The sequence below is a fragment of the Luteibacter sp. HA06 genome (assembly GCF_054061215.1).
On sequence record NZ_JBSSDZ010000001.1, the window covers coordinates 259,496 to 281,105 of the forward strand.

Consider the following 21,610-nt stretch of genomic DNA (forward strand, 5'->3'; position numbering starts at 1 on the left):
TCATGGTGTCCTTGCCGCGCGATCATAGCTGTAGTCGACGCCGGGCAGATGCGACACAATCCGCCGAAACGGCAGAGGGCAGGAATGGACCCCATGACTCGATCGACCGGCAGCCGCCCACTGGCGTCCGTGGCGGGCCGCCTCGCGACTACGATGTCCCTTGCCATCGTCGCGTATGCCGCGATGGACATGTGCCATGAAGTCCTGGGGCACGGTGTCGCCACCTTGTTGGTGGACGATGTGACTCCGGTAACACTGTCCACGGTGGCGCTGAGTGCGCGGGGATCCAGCCGTCTGGTCGCGCTTGCAGGTCCACTGATGAACCTTGTGCTGGGCGCGCTCGCGATGGCCTGGTTTCGCCGTCGCGCCACGGTCGGGACGGGGTCGTTCTTCCTCTGGCTGTTCGCGACGGTAAACCTGCTCAATGGCACAGGTTACCTGGTGTATTCGGGCTTCCTCGACTTCGGTGACATGGCTGTCGTGATCGCTGGATGGCAGCCCTGTCTGGCCTGGCGGATCGGGCTGGCCGTGTCGGGCGCCGCCGGCTATTACCTGGCCCTCCGCATCGCTTCGGCTTCGTTGGCCCGCTGGCTCGATGTGGGCGGTGTGTGCCGTGAGGTCATTTCGCGCCTGATCTGGCCGGGCTACGTCGCAGGCGGCCTGCTGCTCGTCGCCGGTGCCGCGATGAACCCCATACCTGACCTCATTCTGTTGGTGGGAGTGAGCGGTGGCTTTGGCTGCATGCTCGGGATGGTGTTCGTACCGGCCTTCCTGGAGCCGGCTGCCAATGAAACGGCGGGCGACTTGCCTTGGGGACTGTCCTGGCCGTGGATCGGCGGTGCCGGCCTCGTCGCGGCAATTTTCGTCTTCGTGATCGGACCAGGCGTTGCGCTACATTCCTGAACTTTCGGGCGACACGGCGGTGCAAGGCGCCTCGGCTTGCACCAGCTTGGTGCATTTGCACGCCCGTCGTAAACCCGTTCTATGATGCGAAAGCTTGGTCCTGGCGGCCCCGTCGATGGCGGTCCCGCTGGCATGGCGATTGCTAAATGGACTCCGCCCACCTACCCGAGGTTTTTATGTCCGCCGCTTCGAAAGTGCTGAACCTGATCCAGGACGAGGAAATCGAGTTCGTTGATTTCCGCTTCGCCGACATCCTCGGCAAGCACCATCACACGACCTTTCCTGCTCACGCCATCGACGAGAGCACCTTTGAAGACGGCAAGATGTTCGACGGTTCGTCGATCGCCGGCTGGAAAGGCATCAACGAGTCCGACATGGTCCTCATGCCGGATCCGGAAACCGCCCACCTCGATCCGTTCAGCGCCCACAAGCAGCTGATCCTGCATTGCGACGTGCTCGAGCCGAGCACCATGCAGGCCTATGGCCGTGACCCGCGCTCGATCGCCAAGCGCGCCGAGGCCTACCTGAAGTCGACCGGCATCGCCGACACCGCCTTCTTCGGCCCCGAGCCCGAGTTCTTCATCTTCGACTCGGTCCGCTGGCAGAACGACATGGGCCGCGTCTTCTACGAGATTGGCTCCGAAGAAGCCGCCTGGTCGTCGCGCTACAAGTACGACGGCACCAACACCGGCCACCGTCCGGGCGTGAAGGGTGGTTACTTCCCCGTCGCGCCGGTCGACAGCCTGGGCGACCTGCGCGCCGACATGTGCAAGGTGCTGGAGTCGCTCGGCCAGGTGGTCGAAGTGCATCACCACGAAGTTGCCAATGCCGGCCAGTGCGAAATCGGTACGCGCTTCAACACCCTGGTGAAGAAGGCCGACGAACTGATGACGATGAAGTACGTCATCAAGAATGTCGCCCACCAGGCCGGTAAGACCGTGACCTTCATGCCGAAGCCGATCGTCGGCGACAATGGTTCGGGCATGCATGTCCACCAGTCGCTGTCGAAGAACGGCGAGAACCTCTTCGCGGGCGACCTCTACGGCGGCCTGTCGCAGACGGCGCTGTGGTACATCGGCGGCATCTTCAAGCATGCCCGTGCGATCAACGCCTTCGCCAACTCGACGACCAACAGCTACAAGCGTCTGGTCCCGGGCTTCGAAGCACCGGTGATGCTCGCCTACTCGGCGCGTAACCGTTCGGCCTCCTGCCGTATCCCGTACGTGTCCAGTCCGAAGGGTCGTCGTATCGAGATCCGCTTCCCGGATCCGATGCAGTCGGGCTACCTGACCTTCACCGTCCTGATGATGGCTGGCCTGGACGGCATCCTGAACAAGATCGACCCGGGCGCGCCGGCCGACAAGGATCTCTACGATCTCCCGCCGGAAGAAGAGAAGAACATCCCGCAGGTCTGCGCCAGCCTCGACGAAGCGCTGGTGGCGCTCGACAAGGATCGCGAGTTCCTGAAGGCCGGTGGCGTGTTCACCGACGACTTCATCGACGGCTACATCGCGCTGAAGATGCAGGAAGTCACCCGCTACCGCGCCAGCACGCACCCGCTCGAGTTCCAGATGTACTACGCGATCTGATCGCGATCACAACTCGGGGTGAGGGAAAAGGGGCGCTTCGGCGCCCTTTTTTTTGGTTCTTCACGGAATTCCGGGGACGCTGGGGACGGGCGGCGCAGAGCCTTCGGTGCCCACCCTCGCTGCTCAGACACCCCTTCGCGTTTCGTACCGGAAAGGCCGCTGCGCGGCCCATGTATCCATCTGGCCTACGGCCGCTCCACTTGTCGGGAACTCGCCTCGAGGGTGGGCACCGAAGACTCTTCCCATCCCTGAGGCTTGTGAGGGTCGAGCCGACGAAGCAACGCCGCTTCGGCTGTTGGCTCTCTTTCCAGCTAACCGTATCGTCGTGAGAGACCTTGGTGTCCACCCTCAAGGCGAGTTCCGGACAAGTGGAGCGGCCGTAGGCCAAATAAGTACATCAGCCGCGGTAGCGGCCTTCCGGTACGAAACGCGGAGGACTGTCTGAGCAGCGAGGGTGGGCGCCAAGGTCTCCTCGCGAGACGCCCAAGTGTGCGGCCAACGGGCCATCGCCGCTGAAGCGGCTCCCACATGGCCGACGGCGAGCGCCCAATCCCCGGTAATCCGTGAAGAACCTTTTTTTTGCCTCCGATTCGCAGGATTTAGCGAATTTGTGGCCCCGGGGTATAGTTCCTTTCGATCCCTGGGAGGGGTACCCGCATGAACAAGCTCGTCCTCAGTGCCCTGGCGCTGATCGTGCCCGTGTTCGCGTCCGCCGCTGACGCGCCGGTCAACAACTACGATTGGCGGACCAACTGGCCGACGCATTACGTATTCTCCGATGGGACCGACCTCGGCCTGTCGCTGAAATACCAGTACGACGTCGACCGGTTTTCGCACGACGACGGGCTCTACGAAAACGCGCAGACCAACCGGCGTAAGGAATTCGGCTTCTTCATTCGTAAGAAGGGCGTCTATGACGCTACCGCCGTGTTCGACTTCCAGGCCAGGACGTGGCTCGACGTTTTCTTTCGTTTACAGACAAAGGCTCTCTTCAACGACGACTACGGCGCGGTCCGCATCGGCTTCATGAAGACACCCGTCGGCTTTGAAGGCAACACGAGCACCGGTACGACTTCTTTTCTCGAGCAGTCGCTGCCCATGCAGGCGGTCTACGCCAACCGCCGCATCGGCGTCGACTGGGCACTGACGCGGAAGGCATACCTCGTACAGCTGGGCTACTACAACGGCGGTAACCTGCAGGGCGATCTCGACGGCCGCATGGTCGCCGGACGTGCGGCGTGGACACCGTTGAACGAGCCGGGCAACGTGCTGCATATCGGCGGCTCGCTGTCGCGCGAGACGCCGTATGGCACGACCGATGGCCGCGGCAAATACACGCCGCCGAACGTGCGTCTTCGCGCGTTGCCCGAGGCGGGCCTGATCACCCAGCGCCTGATCGACTCCGGCGTATTGAGCGTGGCGGACCATGTCGATCGCCGTGGCTTCGAGAGCCTGTGGATTCATGGCCCGTGGTCGGTACAGAGCGAGTACCTGGACGCGAAGGTGAAACTGGAGAACAAGCCGGCGTACAAGGCGCACGGCTGGTACGCTTTCGGTAGCTGGGTCGCTACGGGCGAGTCGCGCACCTACAGCGGTGGCAATGTCTCCGATGTGTTGCCGAAAGGCCCCTGGGGGGCCCTTGAGTTCCTCGTGCGTTACAGCACCCTCGATCTGGACGACGGCCCGACGTTGGGTGGCACTGAACACGACTGGACGTTCGGCACTAACTGGTACCTCACGAAGTACCTGAAGCTACAGGCCAACTACGTACGCGCGATCAGCGATCGGCGCGACGTCCGCGTCGATCCACGCGTCTTCGAAGTACGCGCGCAGATCATGTTCTGACCTGCGCGCGTCGACGGTCAGCTACGTTCCAGCAGCTCGGTCAGGCGTCGGGCGACCTCCTTTCGCGGCGCCGAAAGCGCGCGGCGCATGCGCGTGGGCGAGGCTTCGCAGTCCGTGAGCTTCTGCCCTGGCATGTCTCCGGTGAGCAGATAACTGCCGGCCGCCCGCAAGATGCACGACGAAGCCGTCGGCACCAGGACGCCGTGTCCCGCTGTTCCGCGAGAGATGACCATGTGCGGCGAGTTGTAACTGTCGAGTACGACCAACGCATCGGCCAGCGACGTTACCCTGTCGAACTCGGCGTGGATCATCAGGAAAGGTGCAGCCCGCCCCAGCTTCGCCAACTGGGGGCGCGTGGTCCCGGAGGCCGGCCACCCTGAGCAGATGAGCGCACCATGTGCCTCGCTCCCGCTTCCGCCGGGAAAGTGTTGTGCCGCATTCAACGCCACGGTCCGCCAGTAGAACGCTCCCTTTCTCCACGGCGTATCGTTGCAGATGACGGCCTGATTGACCGAGATGCCATCCGTACCCAGGATGTCCTCTACGCCGCTGGGATCTTCCTCCCCATACGAGGGCACAAGCGCGTTCGCGGCGACGCGTATACGCGCGTTCGCCTCTGCCTCGCGGCTGAAGGTATGCCCGGCGATACGAACGGTAAGGCCGTCGGCGTCGATGGCGGGCGCGGCCTTGATCCACTCGGCCATGGTCAGCGCAGCGGCAAGGGACGCGGGATCATCCAGCCGCGAGGTCCACGCGGTGCGCGCCCGCGCTGGCATCGTACGTACGCGCTGAAGCAACGCGTCCTCGTCCGTTCCCAGTGCATAGGCATCTGGAGCATCGACCGCCGGCCGCAGCGCTTGGGTCATGAAAAGGTCGTGCGCACCGCGTACCTGGGAAAATACCGCGAAGGCGAAATCCGTGGTGAAGTCCATGGTCGAGTCGAACAGCATGCGGCCGACCTTCTCCGGATACATCGCGCCGTACCAGGCACCGACCCAGGTGCCGTACGACGTACCATAGAAATTCAGCGGCGCGTCGCCGAACAGACGACGCGCGAACTCCATGTCGTGCACGTGCTGCTCGGTATTCACGAAACGGTGGAACGGATCTTCCGTGCAGTCGGCGATCATGGCCAGCGCATCGCGTTCGGCGGCGCGCCAGTTCGCATCACTGAGATCGGCCGAGAGATTGGTGAAGGGCACGCGCTTATGCGTCGCCGCGCAATCGTAGACCTGACCGCCTTCCAGCCCGCGCGGCACCACCGCCATGAGGTCGTACCTGTCGGCAACCCTGCGAAGATCGCCTGCATCGGGATCGGCCGCATCGATCGCGCTCCACCAGTCCGCTACCAACGGGACGAACTTGCGGGGGTTGCCACCGGGACCACCGACGTTGAAGAACAACGCGCCTTCGCGATGGGCCTCGTCGATCGCTCTCACGCGAACCAAGCCAATGTCGACCTCGGCAGATGAAGGGTGGTTGTGATCGAGCGGAACACGCATGGTTCCGCATTGAAGGCGTTCGCCGAGCGTCGGCAGGTCGACGCCGGTCTCATCGGCGAGGCAGGTGCGCCAGATGACGGCCTCGGCGTCAGGGGTGATGGCTGCAAGCGCCGCTGGCGACGAGCCAGCAAAAGCGATCAGCAGAGCGGTGGAACAGCTTAGTCGTCGCATCGGAATGTCCCTTTCAAAATGACGGATAAAGTCAGCGCATCACGGCGCCGACGTCGGCTCGGGAAGCGCGCAGTTGATCAGCTTGGCATCGGGCACGACGCCGTCGGCGAGGAAGCGGCCGGTGATCTCGGAGACACACGGTCGGTCGTGGCGCGTGGCGACGCCGTGTGCCCGCAAGCCGCGGGCGATCACCATGCGTGCCTTCGCATGACCATGAAGCCCCATGACCGCATTGCGCAGCGGAGCCTCCTCGTCGAATTCGGCATGCACCATGAGGAAAGAGGGCGCCGTGTTGAGCACCGGCACCCGGGCTTCCCCCGAGTTGCCTGGCCATTTGCTGCAGACCATGCCCTGGAATGTCTCGTTACCGACACTGGAGGGCCATGCCTCGTGCAACTCACGGGTACGCTGGCGCCAATACCGTTGCTGTCCACCCCATCGACCATCGTTACAGCGTGTGGCGAAGGCGGTCGCCAGCTGTGCAGGTGAACTGCTCGCGGCACGCGAGCCGAATCCGGATGCGTCGGTAAAGCGCCCGGCGTCGACTCCGTCGAGAAAGCGGTTAGCCGAAGCGAGGGCCGCCGCCTCGTCTTCATCGCCGGTGGACAGGCGTGTGGTTGCGAGCGCATCGCGAAGACCCTGGGTCGTCAGCGCCGGGTCGCGCTCGAGCAAGCGACCCATGCCAAGAAGCGCCAGCAGATCGGCCACATCGCGGACGTGCGTGGCCCATGCAGCGTGTGCCCAATCCGGCAGTTGTGCGATGCGTCGATGGATAGGGGCGGCCTCGGCGCCCCAGCCGTAACGGTGGGGCGTGCCGACGACCTGGGAGATAACGCGACGGAGCGTGCGACCACGTTCTTCGACACGCGCTTCCATCGCTTCGGCGACCGACCCGTCGATGTCCCAACTGCTGTCGAGCAGCATGCGCCCCACGTTCTGTGGATATCGCTCCGCGTATCGCGTGGCGATCCAGCCCCCGCGACCGACGCCAAGCAGATGCAGACGAGGTTGTCCCAGTGCTTCCCGCAGCCGATCTACGTCCTCGATGCGGCGCCGGACGCCAACGTGCGTGTGCATCGGATCGTTCTGGCAGGCCGTGGCGATAGCCAGGGCCAGCCCCTCTGCCATGACGAAGTTCGGTGTCGTTACCACGGTGCCCAGTGCGGCGGGCCGGGGCAGCGCCGATGTCGCTGAGAGACAATCATGTCCTTCGGCCTCATCCATGCGGCGTTGAGCCAGGCCAACCACGTCGAGCCGCCGACTGACATTCCGCCAGGCTTCATTGCCGTGAAGCCACATGGCTGCCGTGCCCTGAACCGCTCGGATGGCGCTGCTCGCGAATTCGTCCGGCTCCAGGAGCAGCACACCATCGTGACGAGCACCGCGCTCGCTGTTCGCGACGACCCGCACGACATCGAGAGCCAGCGTGCCAGCCGTGGGATTGCCGTAGTCGCGAGGCACGACCAATGTGCCGCATTCGGTGCGTGCGGCGACGGCGTTCGGAAGGTGTTCATCCGTTCCACAGGATGTCCAGGCGAGCGGAGATACGGTTTCAGCGAGTGATGAGGTGGGGGTGGCGGAAGCCGCGGCGAGGAGTAGGGGAAGCAGGGCTTTCATCACGGGAGAGTCCCTCCCAGCCGGGCAAAGGTGGATCGCATGCCGGAGAGTTCGGAACGCAATGCGGCAACATGACCGGGACGCGCAAAGCCAGGCGCCGGCCCGCCGTGTGCCCCCGGAATCGCGGCGCAGCGGATCTCGCGTCCGGCGGGCAGGATGCCGGTGAGCAGATAACGCCCAACGGTGTGCTCGACACACCCGGAATCCGTGAAACCAAAGACGCCGTGTTCATCAATGCCCTCGGCCACCAGAAGGCGTGCCGTCGGCGTGCGCTCGAGGGCGGCGGTCGCACTCTGGAGTGGCGTCATTGGATCGAGCGAAGCGTGCACCATGAGGATGTCGCCGGCGGCGCTCATCCGACTCAGGGGCGGGCGCATGGCCTGTGGTCCTCCCCAGAACGCGCAGTGGTATTCCAGGCCGAGGCCGTTCGCTGCGGGGGCGGCACGGGCTATCCTCGCGATTCGCGCCTGGTGATGGACCGCATTCCCGTTGTACGGCATGTCGTTGCACATGACGGCCGCATACACGGAGTCCATCGGGTCCATGCGAAAGGACTCGGGTTGGTGCGTCCCTGGAAATAGTCGCCAGGCATGGCTGAGAGTGTCGCGGCGCACTTCTGCGTCGATCGCATCGTTTCGGTGGAACCGGTGCAGGCGCATGCGTGCGGTGACCGCTTTGAAGCTCATGCTGGGGTCGAGCCGCAACCAGTCCGATACGGCGACGGCACCCAACAGGTTCTCAGGTGTTTTCCAGAACCCGCCCCATGCTTGTCGGACCGGATAGGTCAGCGCCTCGACATGGGCGACGACGGAGGCGACGTCCCCACCGAGCTGGTAGCGTCCGGGGCGCCTCGCGGCGGTCTCGCCGACGAGGCGATCGAACCTGGCTTGGGAGGCCAGCTTGCTACGGGTGATGTTGGTGTTCCAGTCCGCTGTCCAGTCCATGCTGGAATCGAGGACCATGCGACCGACGTGGTCAGGAAAAGTCGCTGCATACCAGCTGCCGAGCCATGCACCGTACGAATAGCCCAGGTAATGCAGACGAGGTTCGCCCAATGCTCGCCGGGCGACTTCGAGGTCATAGGTGGTTTGCTCGGTATTGATGAATCGATAGAGGACATTCTCATGGCAGGCAGAGGCCATGGCTCGCATGTAGCGTTCCATCACCTCGACGTTCGCCGACGAGGTATCCGCAACGATGTCTCTGGGTTGCGTCGCCTCGTCCTGCGAGGTACAAGCGAAGCGCGTGCCACCTTCCAGACCGCGCGGCACGACGCCGATCAGGTCGAACTGCTCGGCGAGATCCTTCTTCGTGCCGTGGACGGGATGATCCCGATAAGCATCGCCCCAATACTGGGCCAGTGCCGGGAGGTAGCGCATCGGAGTTTCACCCGGGCCGCCCGGATTGAAGAAAATCGCACCTTGCCGCTTTGCCGGATTGCTGGCAGTGACGCGGATCAGGGCGACATCGATGCTGCCTAGCTCGGGACGACGGTGATCGAGCGGCACCCCCATGGTGCCGCAGCGAAGTCGTTCACCAAGCCGAAAGGCGCCTTCCTGAACAAGCGATGGCGAACACGCGCTCCAGTCGATGGTTGCGGGTAACAACTCGGGGAGGTGCCAGTCCCTGGCATCCTGGGCGGGAGCTGCGCCGTGCCACAGCAGTGCGGTCAATGCGGCGAGCGTGCCTCGCTTCTTCATCGTGACTCTCCTGGAAAAGGGAGAGCCACGGTAGGTCGACTGCTACTCCGCCGGGAGCGGCGCACGGCGACCGCGTGCGTGGGCTTTCGCCTCCTCTCGCGCCGTTCTCAGAACTCGTCGTGACCCGCTGGCACGGAAGGTCGGTCGATGGGGGTGGGCTCGACCGTGGGCGAGGGGAGGCCGCCGGGCAGAGCGTTGACAGGGTTGATGAAGGCGTCGTCGCAAGAGAACGCTCGCGAGGCCAGCCCTGGCAGCGTCCCCGTGAGCAGATAACGGGCTGCCGTTCGCTCTATACAAGACGACGTGGTGAAATTGAACAGGCCGTGCACGCTGGAATCGCGGACAAGGAGCATCCGCGCGTTGTCGAACGCGTCGAGGATATGGCTTGCGCCTGCCAGTGGCGTAGACGTGTCCTTCTCGGCCTGTATCAAGAGAAACGGCTCTACCTGCCCGAGTCCTGCGAGGCTCGGCCGTCGAGCGCTCGGACCGCCCCAGGACGAGCAGGTGAGTTCCTCGAGCGTTTCGTCTCCATTGAAATCGAAGTACAAGGCGGTATAGCGGCGCGAGGATTCCCGAATCTCGGCTTCGCTCCGTGGCCACTCGACGTCGCTGCAACCCGTGGCCACGCGCGTGAAGTCCCCTTCCGCGTCCAACTCGGTGGTTGCGGGTGTGGCGGACACGGCATACAACGACGGCGCCAGGAAGTCGGCTTCCCTACGGATGCGTCGATCGAGGCCGTGGTCGCTACTGAACCTCGTGCGCTCGACGAGCCGCCTCATGGCCTCGACCGACGGCGGCCGCTCGCTGCCCAGCCATTCCACCAGGCGCAGCGCCGCAGCGAGGCGCTCTGGCGAATTCAGTTGCTTCGACCAGGCCTCGCGTGCCGGTGCGGGAAAATTGTCGATGGCGGTGGCGATGGCATTGCGGCTCTCGCCGAGTCCGTAGGACGCAGGATCGCGTAACAACGGTGCGACCACGTCTGCATTGAAAACGCGTTGCCTTGCCTTCAGGGCCAGCACGCCGGCCGCGCGATACCCGTGCATGATGTCCATGGTGGAATCGAGGAGAAGGCGCCCTGTATGTGTCGGATAGATCGACGCATACCAGGCTCCCACCATCCCCCCGTAGGAAATGCCGTAGAAATGCAGGCGTTCGTCGCCGAGGGCCCGGCGCACCATGTCCATGTCATGCACGTGCTGTTCGGTGTTGACGTAGCGTGCCTGCGCCGGCGCGTGGCAGGCCTCGGCCGTTGCTCTGGCACCATTGACCGCCAGTTGCCAGTTGGCGTCACCGGGATGCGTGGGAAGGAAGGCGTGTGTGGGAGCGGGTGGCAGGTCACTGGCACAGCGGAGGGCGCCGCTGCCGACAAGTCCGCGAGGGATGACGGCAACGAAGTCGTAGCGCTCCGAGAGGCTGCGCTTGTCTCGCTCGTTCGGGCGGTCCGCACTCATGCGTGACCAGGCCTCGCCGATGAGTCGAAGCAACTTCCCGGGGTGCAAGCCGGGGCCGCCCATGTGAAAGAAAAGGGCGCCTTCGCGCTGCGCCGGGACGGCGGCGCGTATGCGGACCACTCCCACATCGATCTCGCGTCCGTCTGGCGCGACATGATCGAGGGGCGCTTTCATGGTGGCGCATAGAAGGCGACCATCGAGCGTGCCGGTGGCTGACCCCACCCAGCTGCCAGGGCACGGCCCCCAAGCCACGACGACGGCGGGAGTCGAGATGGCCCTGTCGGGGAGCAGCAGGATGGCGAGCGCGGCGATCGCCACGAGCGAGCGTGGGAGCATGGGCATGCTGTAGGGATCTCGTGGGTAGACGGGCCCACGAAACTAAGCGATCGACACCGGTGATCGTATCGGCGGACGGCACGATCAAGCGCGCGCTTCAGCGGATTGCTTGTAGGTCCGGCCCGACCGAAAGCCCGTGCGCCAGCGCTACTGGATGTGCCATCCGTGCGTTACCAGGAGCGACTGCCCGGTGAGCGCATTGGATTCGAAGCCCGCCAGGAAGAGCGCGGTATCGGCGATATCCGACAACGTAGTGAACTCGCCATCTACGGTGTCGCGCAGCATGATGTTGCGGATGACGTCTTCCTCGCTGATGCCCAATTCCCGTGCCTGTTCGGGAATCTGTTTCTCGACCAGGGGCGTGCGGACGAAGCCGGGACAAATGACGTTCGACCGGATGTTGTCCTTCGCGCCTTCTTTTGCGATAACCCGCGCGAGACCCAGCAAGCCGTGCTTCGCCGCGACGTAAGGAGCCTTGAACTTCGAAGCGACGTGAGAATGCGCTGACCCCATGAGGATGACCGAACCACCGCGACCGGTGGCGATCATCTGACGCATGGCGGCGCGGCTGGTCAGGAAGGCGCCATCCATATGGATGGCAAGCATGCGCTTCCAGTCGGCGAACGAGAGGTCGACCAGCGGGGAGATGATCTGTATGCCAGCGTTGCTCACCAGGATATCTACCGCGCCCGCGTCACGCAGGACACGCGCGAACCCCTCGTCGACCTGTCGCTCATCGGTCACATCCATGGCCATCCCGATCGCGCCGCCGCCAATCTCGGTGGCCACGTCGTCGGCCTTGGCGCCGTCGATATCAGTGACTGCAACGATCGCACCCGCGTTCGCGTAGGCCGTGGCGATGGCGCGGCCGATACCGCTCGCTGCGCCCGTGACGAGGGCGACTTTCCCATTGAGTGCGTGCATGTGCGGGGTTCCGATGAAAGGCCCCGCAATTATGCGCGTCAGGGCAGGCCCGGCGGATGACCGATCAGGGAGCGAGCAGCACGAACGAGGCAGCGTCACCGCCGGCTGATGATCCTGCGATCCATACCTGGAACTCGCCCGGCTCGGCTTCGAACGTTTTCGCGTCGCGATGGGTGAATGCGAGATCCTTGCGGGTCAGTTCGAACGACACCTCTTCGGATGCGCCCGGGGCAAGAAGAATCTTGCGGAAGGCCTTGAGTTCCTTCACCGGCCTGACACGACTGGCAACGCGATCGTGGATATACAACTGCACCACTTCTTCGCCGGCTATGTCGCCCGTGTTGGTCACGGTGACACTGACCACGATGGTTTCGTCCCACCCGACCTGCCGCTGCACCATCGGCGCGGAGTAGCCGAACGTGGTGTAGCTGAGGCCGTGCCCGAAGGGATACAACGCCTCGAAGGTGATCTCGCGATAGCGTGCCTTGAACGCGGGCGGCTGGTCGGTGAGTTCAGGACGACCGGTGCGCAGGTGATTGTAATAGTACGGTTGCTGCCCGGAGTCCTGCGGAAAGCTGACAGGCAGGCGACCGGCCGGGTTGTAGTCGCCAAACACGACGTCGGCGATGGCGGGGCCGGTCTGGCTGCCGAGAAACCAGGTCACGAGGATGGCGCTGGCCTCGCGCACCGCGCCAGTAAGAGCCAGCGCACGACCGTTCTTGAGCAGCACCACGACAGGCTTTCCCGTCGCCGCCACGGCCTCGGCCAGGGCTTGCTGCGCCGGCGGTACGATGATTTGCGTGCGCGATTGGGCTTCGCCGGAGTACACCTGCGGCTCGCCGATGGCGAGCAGGACGACGTCCGCCCGTTTCGCTGCCGCGACGGCATCGTCGATGCCTCCTTCGAGCGCGTCTTCGATGCCGCTACCCGCAACGACCTCAAGCAGGGCACCGTCATCGAGTGCATCGCGCAGGCCGGTCTCGATGTTCACGTGGCGGGTCTTGTCGCCGAACAGGGTCCAGCAACCTTCAAGGTTGTCGACATCCGCGCCGAAGGGGCCGATCAACGCGATGCGCTGGCCATGCTTGCGAAGTGGCAGTACGCCGTCGTTCTTAAGCATCACGATGGAGCGACGCGAACCATCGCGAGCGAGCGCGGCATGTTCGGCGTTCTTCGACGTGTCGGCTTCCACGGCGGGATCGAGCGAGCGGTAGGGATTGTCCAGCAGGCCGATCGCATGCTTGACGTTCAGTACGCGACGCACGCCTTCGTCGAGTACTGCCATGGGCACGTCGCCTTTCTCGACCAGGTCGGGCAGGTGGGCTGCATAAAAGCCGCTTTGCATGCTCATGTCCACGCCGGCAAGGAAGGCGAGGCGCGAGGCGTCGCGCTCATCTTCCGCAAAGCCGTGGGCGGTCAGTTCCATGTCGGCCGTGTAGTCGGAAACAACGAAGCCTTCGAAACCCCATTCACCCCGGAGGATGTCGGTCATGAGTTCGCGATTGGCCGAGGCCGGCACGCCGTTGATGTCGTTGAACGCGCTCATGAACGTAAGCGACCCGGCATCGAGCGCGGCCTTGAACGGCGGAAGATGGACGTCGCGCAGGGTCTGCGGTGCGATGTCGACGGAGTTGTATTCCATCCCGCCGGCGACAGCGCCGTACGCGGCGAAGTGCTTCGGCGTCGCAAGCAGGGAGTCGTTCGCCGTGAGGTCCGTACCCTGGAAGCCGCGCACTCGCGCTGCGGCGAACGCCGACCCAAGGACGACGTCCTCGCCGGCGCCCTCGGCGACGCGACCCCAACGCTGGTCGCGTGCGATATCCACGGCGGGTGCGTAGGTCCAGTGGATGCCGGCGGCCGTGGCCTCGATGGCGGTGGCGCGTGCGGTGCGTTCTGCCAGGTCCGGTTCGAAGGTCGACGCTTCGCCAAGAGGAATCGGGAAGACGGTGCGCATGCCGTGAATGACGTCGGCGCCGAGCAACAGCGGAATGCCCAGCCGGCTTTCTTCCACCGCTACGCGCTGGGCCTCGCGGCCCTCCGCAGCGCCCACGCCATTGAACAGGGCGCCCACGCGGCCCGCGCGGATCTGCTCGAGCACCTCGGCCGCACCGAGCGCATTGGCCTCGGGGTTGATATCGGGGGCGAACGGGCGGACGGCATCGGCGAACACGCCCAACTGGCCGACCTTTTCTTCGACGGTCATGCGGGCCAGTAGGTCTTCGATGCGGGGGTTACGGATCATGGTGGTCTTGCCCTGGAAACGGTCGGCGCGCGTTCCGGCGCCGTAAGCGGGCAAGGATACCGGCATCGGTGCCCCAAGTGGGCATGTAAATGACGTTACATGTAAACGTTTACGGCGTTGGGACGCAAAGGATGCGCTATCCGGCGGCGAGCGCTGCGCAACGGTAAGCACTTACCCGCTTTTCAGCCGGCAAGCACCTATCACGAAGCGTTTCCGGCAAAAGATGAACGGCTCCTCCGCACGCGTCCGACGCCCGCGTCACAATCGTCGAACGGGGTTCAGTGAGCTGAGGTGTGACGTGCAACCTGCTCTCGCTCCGTCTGTCATCGAGATGACCGGCATCGGCAAGGTGTTCGACATTGGTGCGATGGAGGTTCATGTCCTGAGCGACATACACCTCGATGTTCGTCGCGGTGAGTTCGTCTCCATTGCTGGACCTTCCGGCTGCGGGAAGACCACCCTGCTTTCGCTGATGGGCGTGCTGGACGTGCCGACTTACGGGACGTTCCGTTTTCTCGGCCAGCCGATAGCCGGTCTGGGTCGGAGTGCGCTGGCGCGCCTGCGCAATCAACACATCGGCTTCGTATTCCAGGCATTTCACTTGATCGACGACATGACCGTCGCCGAGAACGTCGAGTTGCCCCTATCCTTTCGCGATGGCATGAGTCGCCGTGAGCGTGCGGACCGTGCGGCCAGTGCGCTGGCTGACGTCGGCATGGCCCATCGCATGCACCACTATCCCGATCAGCTTTCGGGCGGGCAGCAGCAACGTGTCGCCGTGGCCCGCGCCTTGGCGGGTGAGCCGGCTATCCTCCTCGCCGATGAGCCGACCGGAAACCTCGATTTCCGCAACGGCGAGACGGTGATGGCCTTGCTCAGCCGGCTGCACGCTTCGGGGCGGACGATCTGCATGGTCACCCACGATGAGCGTTTCAGCGGCGTCGCCGATCGCACCGTGCGCCTGCTCGACGGCTGTGTCATCGACGAGACGACGTTTCGCCAGCGTCAGCGCGAAGCCGAGGCGGGTCTCGACGAGCGCCGAAGCACGGAGTCGTTCCCGTGAGACGATCGCTTTCCGTCCTGGCGCGAACCTGGAGGAACCTCTGGCTTCCCCGAGGATTCCTGCCGTTGGCGTCGATAACACTTGCGATCGGCCTGGCTGCCTTCGCGGCCGCGCTCACGGTGGCCGAATGCCTGCTTGGATCGCCGCCGTTCCCGCACGATGCGAGCCTCGTCATGTACGGCGAACAGGACCGCGATCCTGTCAGCCGCGCAGCGTCACCGATGGCGTACGACATCCTCGGCCTTCCTCCGGGTGTCATCTCCCGAGGCGCGGCTCAATTCCCGGAATCGGTCAACGTGCGATCGGGGAATAACGAGAGCCTAGTGCGTGCCCAGCGGGTCGACGAGGGTTTCCTACCCACGATGGGCATCGGGTCGGTCCTGCCGGACGATCCATCGATCGCGTTCGCCCACAGCGTCATGCTCTCAAACACGTTCTGGCGGAGATCGATGGGGGGTGACCCGCAAGTGGTGGGTCGTTTCGTGACAGTCGATGGCGAGGCCATGAGGGTGCGCGGCGTGCTTCCACCGGAGTACCGGCTGTTTGCCGACACCGACATGCTCCTTCCCCGCCGATCAACGGGCCCTTCCCGGAACAGTGCGGCGAATATCGTTGCTTTTGCACGGCTCGCACCGGGCGTATCCGCCGAAAGCCTTGCGCCATGGATGCAGGAAAAGTTGTCGGCGAGCGCCTTGCCGGCACGCGCGGATTGTCACTGCGCCCCGGTTTACGAAGCCGTGCCGATCGCTCGCGTCCTGACCTACAAGGCGCGCCCTGTCGTGCTTCTTTTCATGGCGGGGGCACTGCTGGTGCTTGCGGTCGCCGGCGTTAATCTGTCCAATATCATGCTGTCGCGCGCACTGCGGCGCACCCATGAAACATGCCTCATGACGGCTTTCGGGGGGAAGGGTTGGCGCCCCATGCTGCCAATGATCGCCGACGTCGTGGCCATCGGCACGTGTGCACTGATACTCGCCCTGCCGATCGCCCACGCGCTGGTCATGGTGGTTCGCAACTACATCCCGGCAGCCTGGCTCATCTCGGCGTCGCCGATCGATCTGGACTGGCGTGTAAACCTTACGACGGGCGGCGCCTCCCTTGTCGTGGCCACGGCGTCGGCGACGCTCGGTCTCGTGCACGCAAGCCCGACCCGCCTCCTTCGCACCCTGTTCGCTTCCGGCGGTACGTCACCCGCGGGCCTGGGACGTCGAACGCGGCGCTACCTGGTGCTGGTGCAAACCGCGATCGCAACGCTACTGCTTGCCCTGGGCGTAGCGACGGCGTGCCGACTGTGGCGCGCGACGCAGATTCCCTTGGGGTTCCATGCTACGGGCGCGAGCTTCGTCGAGATCAACCCCGACCCAGACCAGTTTCCGACTCCGAACGACGTTCATCGAGCGACTGAGGCGATCCGCAGCGCCGCGATGCGGCAGCCGGGTATCGACGCCGCGGCCGTTGTAACCACGTTACCGGTCGGGCCAGGCTTCTTCATGCCGTTCCGCCGGCCCGACGGCGGTACGTCCTACCTGCGTTATGCACTGGTTTCCCCGGGTACCGTCGGCGCCATGGGGCTGTCGCTGATCGCCGGCCACGACATCCGTACGACGGACAGCGCAGCGACGCAGGGTGTGGCGGTCGTCAACCAGGCCTATCTGGATCGGATCGATCGCCGCGGGCTCGGCGCGCTGGTTATTCCCGCGTCACGCCTTGCCACGAACCGGCCGCTGCGCATCGTCGGCGTCGTCGCCGACACGCATGCCGCTGGCGCGGAGCGGCCCGCCGAGCCAACCGTCTTCGTCGCCCTCTCCCAGGTCGATGCCAGCACTTACACGTTCATGCGACGCCTCGTAGCAACCTATCTCGTCGTGCGTGGGAGTGGAAGCCTCGTGTCCGCACACGTCGCCATACAGGCGATGATCGGGGAGGCCGCGCCCGGTCTGGCGGCCGGGAGCCTCCATCCGCTCCGTGACGTCGCCCTCGACGCGACGGCCGAAGCCAGACGAAACGCCGTTCTGAGTGCGATCTTTTCCGTCATGGCGTTGTCGCTGGCGTGTGTCGGTCTTTACGCGGCACAAGCCCTGGAAATGAGCAGCCGCCGGCGAGACACCACGCTGCGCGAAGCGCTGGGCGGCACTCCGCTGGATCTGCTCGGACACAACCTGTCCCGCGGCATCAGCATGGCGACGCCCGGTATCGCGCTCGGCTTGCTCGCGGCAGGTGCACTGGGAGAGGAACTGGAGCGCTCGGCGCTTCGACTCGGCAGGATCGATACCGCAGTAGCTACCGCAGTAGCCCTCGTGATGACCGTGTCGGCCATCGGTGCGTTGGCCGTGCCAACCCTGCGCGCCGTCGCCGTGAGACCCGTCAACATCCTCGGTGGTGATCGTGCCACGTCGTCGCGACGTCACAGCCGCAACACGATGCCCCGATCATGGTGAACCGGCCAGACATCTCCCTCCCCGTGCTCATCGTCGATGATCAGGCGGACGTTCTTGTGTCGCTTCGTGTCCTGCTTCGTTCGGTGGGTATCGCTTCGGTGGGAGTTACGTCGCCCGCCGCCGCCCTGGAAGCCGCGTCACGCAGCGATTTTTCCTGTGCGTTGCTCGATCTCAACTACAGCGGTGATACAACCTCCGGGCACGAAGGTCTCGAACTTATCGCACGCCTCCGTGAGGATGCGCCCGACCTGCCGATTGTGGCGATGACGGCGTGGGGAAGCGTGGACCTCGCTGTCCATGTCATGCAGCGGGGGGCGGCGGACTTCGTCGAGAAACCATGGAGCAACGAACGTATCCTGCAAACCGTGCGCGGCCAGATCGCGCAGCGGGAGATGTCCCAGGAGAACCGGCGCCTGCGCGCGGAGGTGGCCCTCGGCCGCGAGGCCAGCGATGTACTACGCACATGGGAATCGTCGGCCATGCGAGAGGTGATGAAGCTCGCCGCCCGCATAGCCGCAGGCGAAGCCAACGTGCTCATTCTTGGTGAGAACGGTACGGGTAAATCACTGCTGGCCCGCCAGATACACGCCATGTCGTCCCGCGCGGAAGGTCCGGTGATCCGCGTGGACATGGGCAGCCTTCCCGAATCGCGCTTCGCCGACGAGATGTTCGGAGACGACGAGAATCGACCGCGGCCCGGGCGTTTCGAGCTTGCGCAGGGAGGCAGCCTGATCCTCGAGGAAATCGGCAATATCCCGATCACACGACAAGTGACCCTGCTTCGCGTGCTTGAGGAAGGCGAGCTGGAGCGATCCGGTTCGACACGAACGCACCGGGTAGACGTGCGTGTCATCTCGGTGACTAACATGGACATGGACGCGGCGATTCGCGGCGACCGCTTCCGGCGCGACCTTCTCTACCGTCTCAACGCGATGCAAATGCGCTTGCCGTCCCTGCGTGAAAGGGCGGACGACATCATCCCCCTATCGCGGCACTTCCTCCTGCGCGAATGCCACCGTCGCGGTAAAGCAGCCATGTTCCTCGCGCCATCCGCCGAACGTGCGCTGCGCGCCTACGCATGGCCAGGAAATATCCGCGAGCTCGAGCATGCGATCGAGCGGGCCGTGCTCCTGGCCGAGCGGGACGAGGTGGATGTCGCCGGCCTGAACCTCAGCCAGGCGGGCGATACACCGCAGTTGCTGGATCGGTTGACCCTGCCCGATGCCGAAGACCTGCTCATCCGGAATGCAATGGACCGTAACGATCACAACCTGCAGCGTTCGGCCGACGACCTCGGTATCTCACGTCAGTCGCTTTATCGCCGTTTGGAAAAGCAGCGCGTACGCAGCGGGTTCGAACCCGTCGATTGACGGAACTGCCATGGGGCTTTTCCTGCTCAACCGGCCAGGCGCGACGACCCGCGATCGCTCCCGCGCTTTTCGGAAAGAGGCGCTGCGTTGGGTGGCCATGCTTCTTGCGCCACTCGTCTTGAGCGCGGTGTCGCTGGTATTCGCCGGCGATCTCCCGGCGATGCTTCGTGCGATCGTCATCGGCAGCGGGCTGTCGCTGACGGTCCTCGTCGGTTGGATCGGGGGCAACCGCCTCGCGACGACGCTCGGCACGGTCTTCGACATGCTCCTGGCCGTGCGCGAAGGTGACTACACCCTGCGGGGTCGGCCGCGGCCAGGTTACGATCTGCTGCAGGGGTTGATCACCGACGTGAACCTTCTCACCGACGACCTGCGCAACGGACGCCGCAAGCGTACCGAGACGTCACGCTTTCTGGGCAAGACACTGATCGCCATGCCCAGCGCTGTGTTCGTCGTGGACGATGAACGCCGACTCACGTTTATCAATCCGGCGGCGCGCCGCATGATAGGCGCCGAACGCACGGCGATCATCGGGCACGACATCGCCACACTCGGGCTCGCTGCTCCGCTCGCCAACGCAGACGGAGCCATACTCACGCACCGTTTCGCCGCGGCGAGCGGCCGCTGGGCGGTACGCCGCGCCGTTCTGTACCGCGACGGCCGGGAGCACACCATGGTCATGCTTCACGACCTGAGTGCAACGCTGAGTGAGGAAGAACGCCGCGCGTGGCAACGGCTCATCCGCGTGCTCAGCCACGAGCTGAACAATTCACTCACGCCGATCGGCTCACTGGCCGGCAGCCTGTCCACCCTGCTCGATTCAGGCGATCGCGCGACGATCGACGAGGAGCTGCGTATCGGCCTGGAAGTGATCGGTCGACGCGCCCACTCGCTGACGCGTTTTCTCTCGGGCTACGGGCGCCTGGCGCGATTACCGCCTTTGCAGCCGCGGCCGTTCCGGCTCGATGCGGCCTTGCTACGCTGCGCGCGGCTGGATCAACGAAAGGCGATCGAGGTGCTGGGTCGCGCGGTAGTCACCGTCGACGGGGACGAAGATCAACTGGGGCAAGCCTTCATCAACCTCATGCGCAATGCGGTGGAAGCCACCCTGGAGACGGGGGGAGGCGTTCGCGTCGACTGGCGGGTCGAGGGCGGGTTCGTACGTGTGACGATCGAAGACGACGGCATCGGATTGCCTCCGAGCGACGGCGTCTTCGTGCCTTTTTTCACCACCAAACCCGAAGGCTCGGGAATCGGCCTTACGCTTACTCGCCTGATCCTCGAAGCCCATGCGGGAACGGTGGACCTGACCGCTCGCTCCGGCTCGCGCGGCGCGGTTGCCACCGTCCGTCTGCCGCTACGTCCGATTACGGACGATGCCGTCCGATTCCGGACAGGTCCGATGACCGAAACCGGCCACGTCGGATAGAAGGGCCGCGCCGGTGTCGGTCGGTCCGTCTGAGGTGCGCCGGAGACACTGTTTCCGCGCCCGGGGGCACTCTAGATTCGGCTTGCACACCGCCCTTACCGCGTGGTGCACATCTCGTCGCTGAACTAAAGGAGTGGTCATGCCAAACGTACTCGATCTGCAGAACCTCGCGTCCGATGTGATGTGGGATCGTAACGATGGTGGTGAAGGAGCAACGACCTGCAGCGTCAACAGCTGCTCGATCTATCACATGGATGGTTTCGCCGAGTAGTCGTCGACAGGTAAGCGAAGGCAAACGAGACGGCGTCCGGGTCGTCTCGTTTGTCGGGTCGCGTCCGCAGGGAGAGTGGCAGTACATGGAACGACGTGCACAGCTGTTGCAGTACACCGCGGTCGATCGCGAATTCTTCGAACCTTACGCCAGTCGCTCCGTGCAGGAGGGTGACTTCATCGACCCCCTGGGCAGGGTGCTCCCGGAAGCCTGGATCACCCACCGCGCGGGCATCTGGATGCACCGCCGTCCGCCCGGTTCCGCCCTGCCGGCGCAAGGCTGGAAGATCCACGTTTCCTCGATCGCCCCGACCGCGCATATCGTGCTTTCCATTACGGCGGCGACGCTCGCTGGATCGGGCACGCCTTTCAAGTTCCCTGCCGACCTCGGCATGCTCGCCGCCATCAATGGCAAGCGCTGGCCACGAAGCGGATCGGGCAAGTTCATCACGGTGTACCCGCGCGACGTAGACGACTTCCGGCAGGTCATTGCCAATCTCCATGCGGCGCTCTCAGGTTATGTAGGGCCATACGTGCTGACCGACCGGCGCTACGAAGATTCCCAGGTCATCTATTATCGCTACGGCGGAATCGTTCCGGCCTTCCGCGTGTCCGCGGGCGGCCGACGGGAATGGCTGCTACGGCGACCCGACGACACCGTCGAAATCGACGATCGCTCGCCCCGGTTCCGGCTTCCCGGATGGCTGCGCGACCCCCTTCGGAGTCCCGCCGCCGGCACAGGCGCCTGACGCGGTACTCC

The 21,610-nt window shown here is 64.5% G+C and carries 15 protein-coding genes; 9 read left to right on the forward strand and 6 right to left on the reverse strand.

What is annotated here, in order from left to right; translation table 11 throughout:
- The first annotated feature begins 93 nt into the window (after positions 1–93).
- The 3 genes from ACVWWJ_RS01120 (at position 94) to ACVWWJ_RS01130 (ending at position 4,337) form a co-directional block, all read left to right on the forward strand.
- Positions 94–903 (forward strand): hypothetical protein, encoded by an 810-nt coding sequence (locus ACVWWJ_RS01120; protein WP_456966464.1) that lies wholly within the window; start codon positions 94–96, stop codon positions 901–903.
- A 176-nt stretch (positions 904–1,079) separates the two neighbouring features.
- Positions 1,080–2,492, forward strand: a complete 1,413-nt coding sequence (gene glnA, locus ACVWWJ_RS01125) for a type I glutamate--ammonia ligase (RefSeq protein WP_046965754.1) — start codon at positions 1,080–1,082, stop codon at positions 2,490–2,492.
- A gap of 657 nt (positions 2,493–3,149) precedes the next feature.
- Positions 3,150–4,337: an OprO/OprP family phosphate-selective porin gene (locus tag ACVWWJ_RS01130; protein ID WP_456966465.1), complete on the forward strand. Its 1,188-nt coding sequence runs from the start codon at positions 3,150–3,152 to the stop codon at positions 4,335–4,337.
- 17 nt (positions 4,338–4,354) lie between these two features.
- Here ACVWWJ_RS01130 and ACVWWJ_RS01135 read toward each other — a convergent pair whose 3' ends face one another.
- From ACVWWJ_RS01135 to bglX, 6 genes are all read right to left on the reverse strand, one after another.
- Positions 4,355–6,010 (reverse strand): alpha/beta fold hydrolase, encoded by a 1,656-nt coding sequence (locus tag ACVWWJ_RS01135; RefSeq protein WP_456966466.1) that lies wholly within the window; start codon positions 6,008–6,010, stop codon positions 4,355–4,357.
- Positions 6,011–6,049: 39 nt separating this feature from the next.
- Positions 6,050–7,627, reverse strand: a complete 1,578-nt coding sequence (locus ACVWWJ_RS01140; protein ID WP_456966467.1) for an alpha/beta fold hydrolase — start codon at positions 7,625–7,627, stop codon at positions 6,050–6,052.
- Positions 7,627–9,327 (reverse strand): alpha/beta fold hydrolase, encoded by a 1,701-nt coding sequence (locus ACVWWJ_RS01145; RefSeq protein WP_456966468.1) that lies wholly within the window; start codon positions 9,325–9,327, stop codon positions 7,627–7,629. Before ACVWWJ_RS01145 ends, ACVWWJ_RS01140 begins: the two co-directional genes overlap by 1 nt.
- A gap of 107 nt (positions 9,328–9,434) precedes the next feature.
- A complete protein-coding gene (locus ACVWWJ_RS01150) occupies positions 9,435–11,120 on the reverse strand; it encodes an alpha/beta fold hydrolase (RefSeq protein ID WP_456966469.1) in 1,686 nt (561 codons plus the stop codon).
- 141 nt (positions 11,121–11,261) lie between these two features.
- Positions 11,262–12,038 carry a 3-hydroxybutyrate dehydrogenase gene (locus tag ACVWWJ_RS01155; protein WP_456966470.1) on the reverse strand — a complete coding sequence of 259 codons (777 nt, stop codon included), beginning with the start codon at positions 12,036–12,038 and terminating at the stop codon, positions 11,262–11,264.
- A 64-nt stretch (positions 12,039–12,102) separates the two neighbouring features.
- Complete coding sequence (gene bglX / locus ACVWWJ_RS01160; RefSeq protein WP_456969640.1) at positions 12,103–14,277, reverse strand: beta-glucosidase BglX; 2,175 nt, start codon at positions 14,275–14,277, stop codon at positions 12,103–12,105.
- Positions 14,278–14,611: 334 nt separating this feature from the next.
- Here bglX and ACVWWJ_RS01165 point away from each other — a divergent pair, with 334 nt between their 5' ends.
- The 6 genes from ACVWWJ_RS01165 (at position 14,612) to ACVWWJ_RS01190 (ending at position 21,599) form a co-directional block, all read left to right on the forward strand.
- Positions 14,612–15,343, forward strand: coding sequence for an ABC transporter ATP-binding protein (locus tag ACVWWJ_RS01165; RefSeq protein WP_456969641.1), 732 nt, complete (start codon positions 14,612–14,614; stop codon positions 15,341–15,343).
- 65 nt (positions 15,344–15,408) lie between these two features.
- Complete coding sequence (locus ACVWWJ_RS01170; RefSeq protein ID WP_456966471.1) at positions 15,409–17,781, forward strand: ABC transporter permease; 2,373 nt, start codon at positions 15,409–15,411, stop codon at positions 17,779–17,781.
- Complete coding sequence (locus ACVWWJ_RS01175; protein ID WP_456966472.1) at positions 17,775–19,151, forward strand: sigma-54-dependent transcriptional regulator; 1,377 nt, start codon at positions 17,775–17,777, stop codon at positions 19,149–19,151. The genes ACVWWJ_RS01170 and ACVWWJ_RS01175 overlap by 7 nt, the downstream gene beginning before the upstream one ends.
- 10 nt (positions 19,152–19,161) lie before the next feature.
- A complete protein-coding gene (locus tag ACVWWJ_RS01180) occupies positions 19,162–20,580 on the forward strand; it encodes a sensor histidine kinase (RefSeq protein ID WP_456966473.1) in 1,419 nt (472 codons plus the stop codon).
- A gap of 139 nt (positions 20,581–20,719) precedes the next feature.
- Entirely contained in the window at positions 20,720–20,851 is a 132-nt protein-coding gene (locus ACVWWJ_RS01185; protein ID WP_456966474.1) for a hypothetical protein, read from the forward strand.
- A gap of 85 nt (positions 20,852–20,936) precedes the next feature.
- Complete coding sequence (locus ACVWWJ_RS01190) at positions 20,937–21,599, forward strand: class III lanthionine synthetase LanKC N-terminal domain-containing protein (RefSeq protein ID WP_456966475.1); 663 nt, start codon at positions 20,937–20,939, stop codon at positions 21,597–21,599.
- Positions 21,600–21,610: the final 11 nt, after the last annotated feature.

What these genes read in the sequence shown, in the direction of transcription:
- ACVWWJ_RS01120 (WP_456966464.1), top strand. Translation starts at nt 94, where the DNA reads ATGACTCGATCGACCGGCAGCCGCCCACTGGCGTCCGTGGCGGGCCGC.
- glnA (WP_046965754.1), top strand. Translation starts at nt 1,080, where the DNA reads ATGTCCGCCGCTTCGAAAGTGCTGAACCTGATCCAGGACGAGGAAATC.
- ACVWWJ_RS01130 (WP_456966465.1), top strand. Translation starts at nt 3,150, where the DNA reads ATGAACAAGCTCGTCCTCAGTGCCCTGGCGCTGATCGTGCCCGTGTTC.
- ACVWWJ_RS01135 (WP_456966466.1), bottom strand. Translation starts at nt 6,010, where the DNA reads ATGCGACGACTAAGCTGTTCCACCGCTCTGCTGATCGCTTTTGCTGGC.
- ACVWWJ_RS01140 (WP_456966467.1), bottom strand. Translation starts at nt 7,627, where the DNA reads ATGAAAGCCCTGCTTCCCCTACTCCTCGCCGCGGCTTCCGCCACCCCC.
- ACVWWJ_RS01145 (WP_456966468.1), bottom strand. Translation starts at nt 9,327, where the DNA reads ATGAAGAAGCGAGGCACGCTCGCCGCATTGACCGCACTGCTGTGGCAC.
- ACVWWJ_RS01150 (WP_456966469.1), bottom strand. Translation starts at nt 11,120, where the DNA reads ATGCCCATGCTCCCACGCTCGCTCGTGGCGATCGCCGCGCTCGCCATC.
- ACVWWJ_RS01155 (WP_456966470.1), bottom strand. Translation starts at nt 12,038, where the DNA reads ATGCACGCACTCAATGGGAAAGTCGCCCTCGTCACGGGCGCAGCGAGC.
- ACVWWJ_RS01165 (WP_456969641.1), top strand. Translation starts at nt 14,612, where the DNA reads ATGACCGGCATCGGCAAGGTGTTCGACATTGGTGCGATGGAGGTTCAT.
- ACVWWJ_RS01175 (WP_456966472.1), top strand. Translation starts at nt 17,775, where the DNA reads ATGGTGAACCGGCCAGACATCTCCCTCCCCGTGCTCATCGTCGATGAT.
- ACVWWJ_RS01180 (WP_456966473.1), top strand. Translation starts at nt 19,162, where the DNA reads ATGGGGCTTTTCCTGCTCAACCGGCCAGGCGCGACGACCCGCGATCGC.
- ACVWWJ_RS01185 (WP_456966474.1), top strand. Translation starts at nt 20,720, where the DNA reads ATGCCAAACGTACTCGATCTGCAGAACCTCGCGTCCGATGTGATGTGG.
- ACVWWJ_RS01190 (WP_456966475.1), top strand. Translation starts at nt 20,937, where the DNA reads ATGGAACGACGTGCACAGCTGTTGCAGTACACCGCGGTCGATCGCGAA.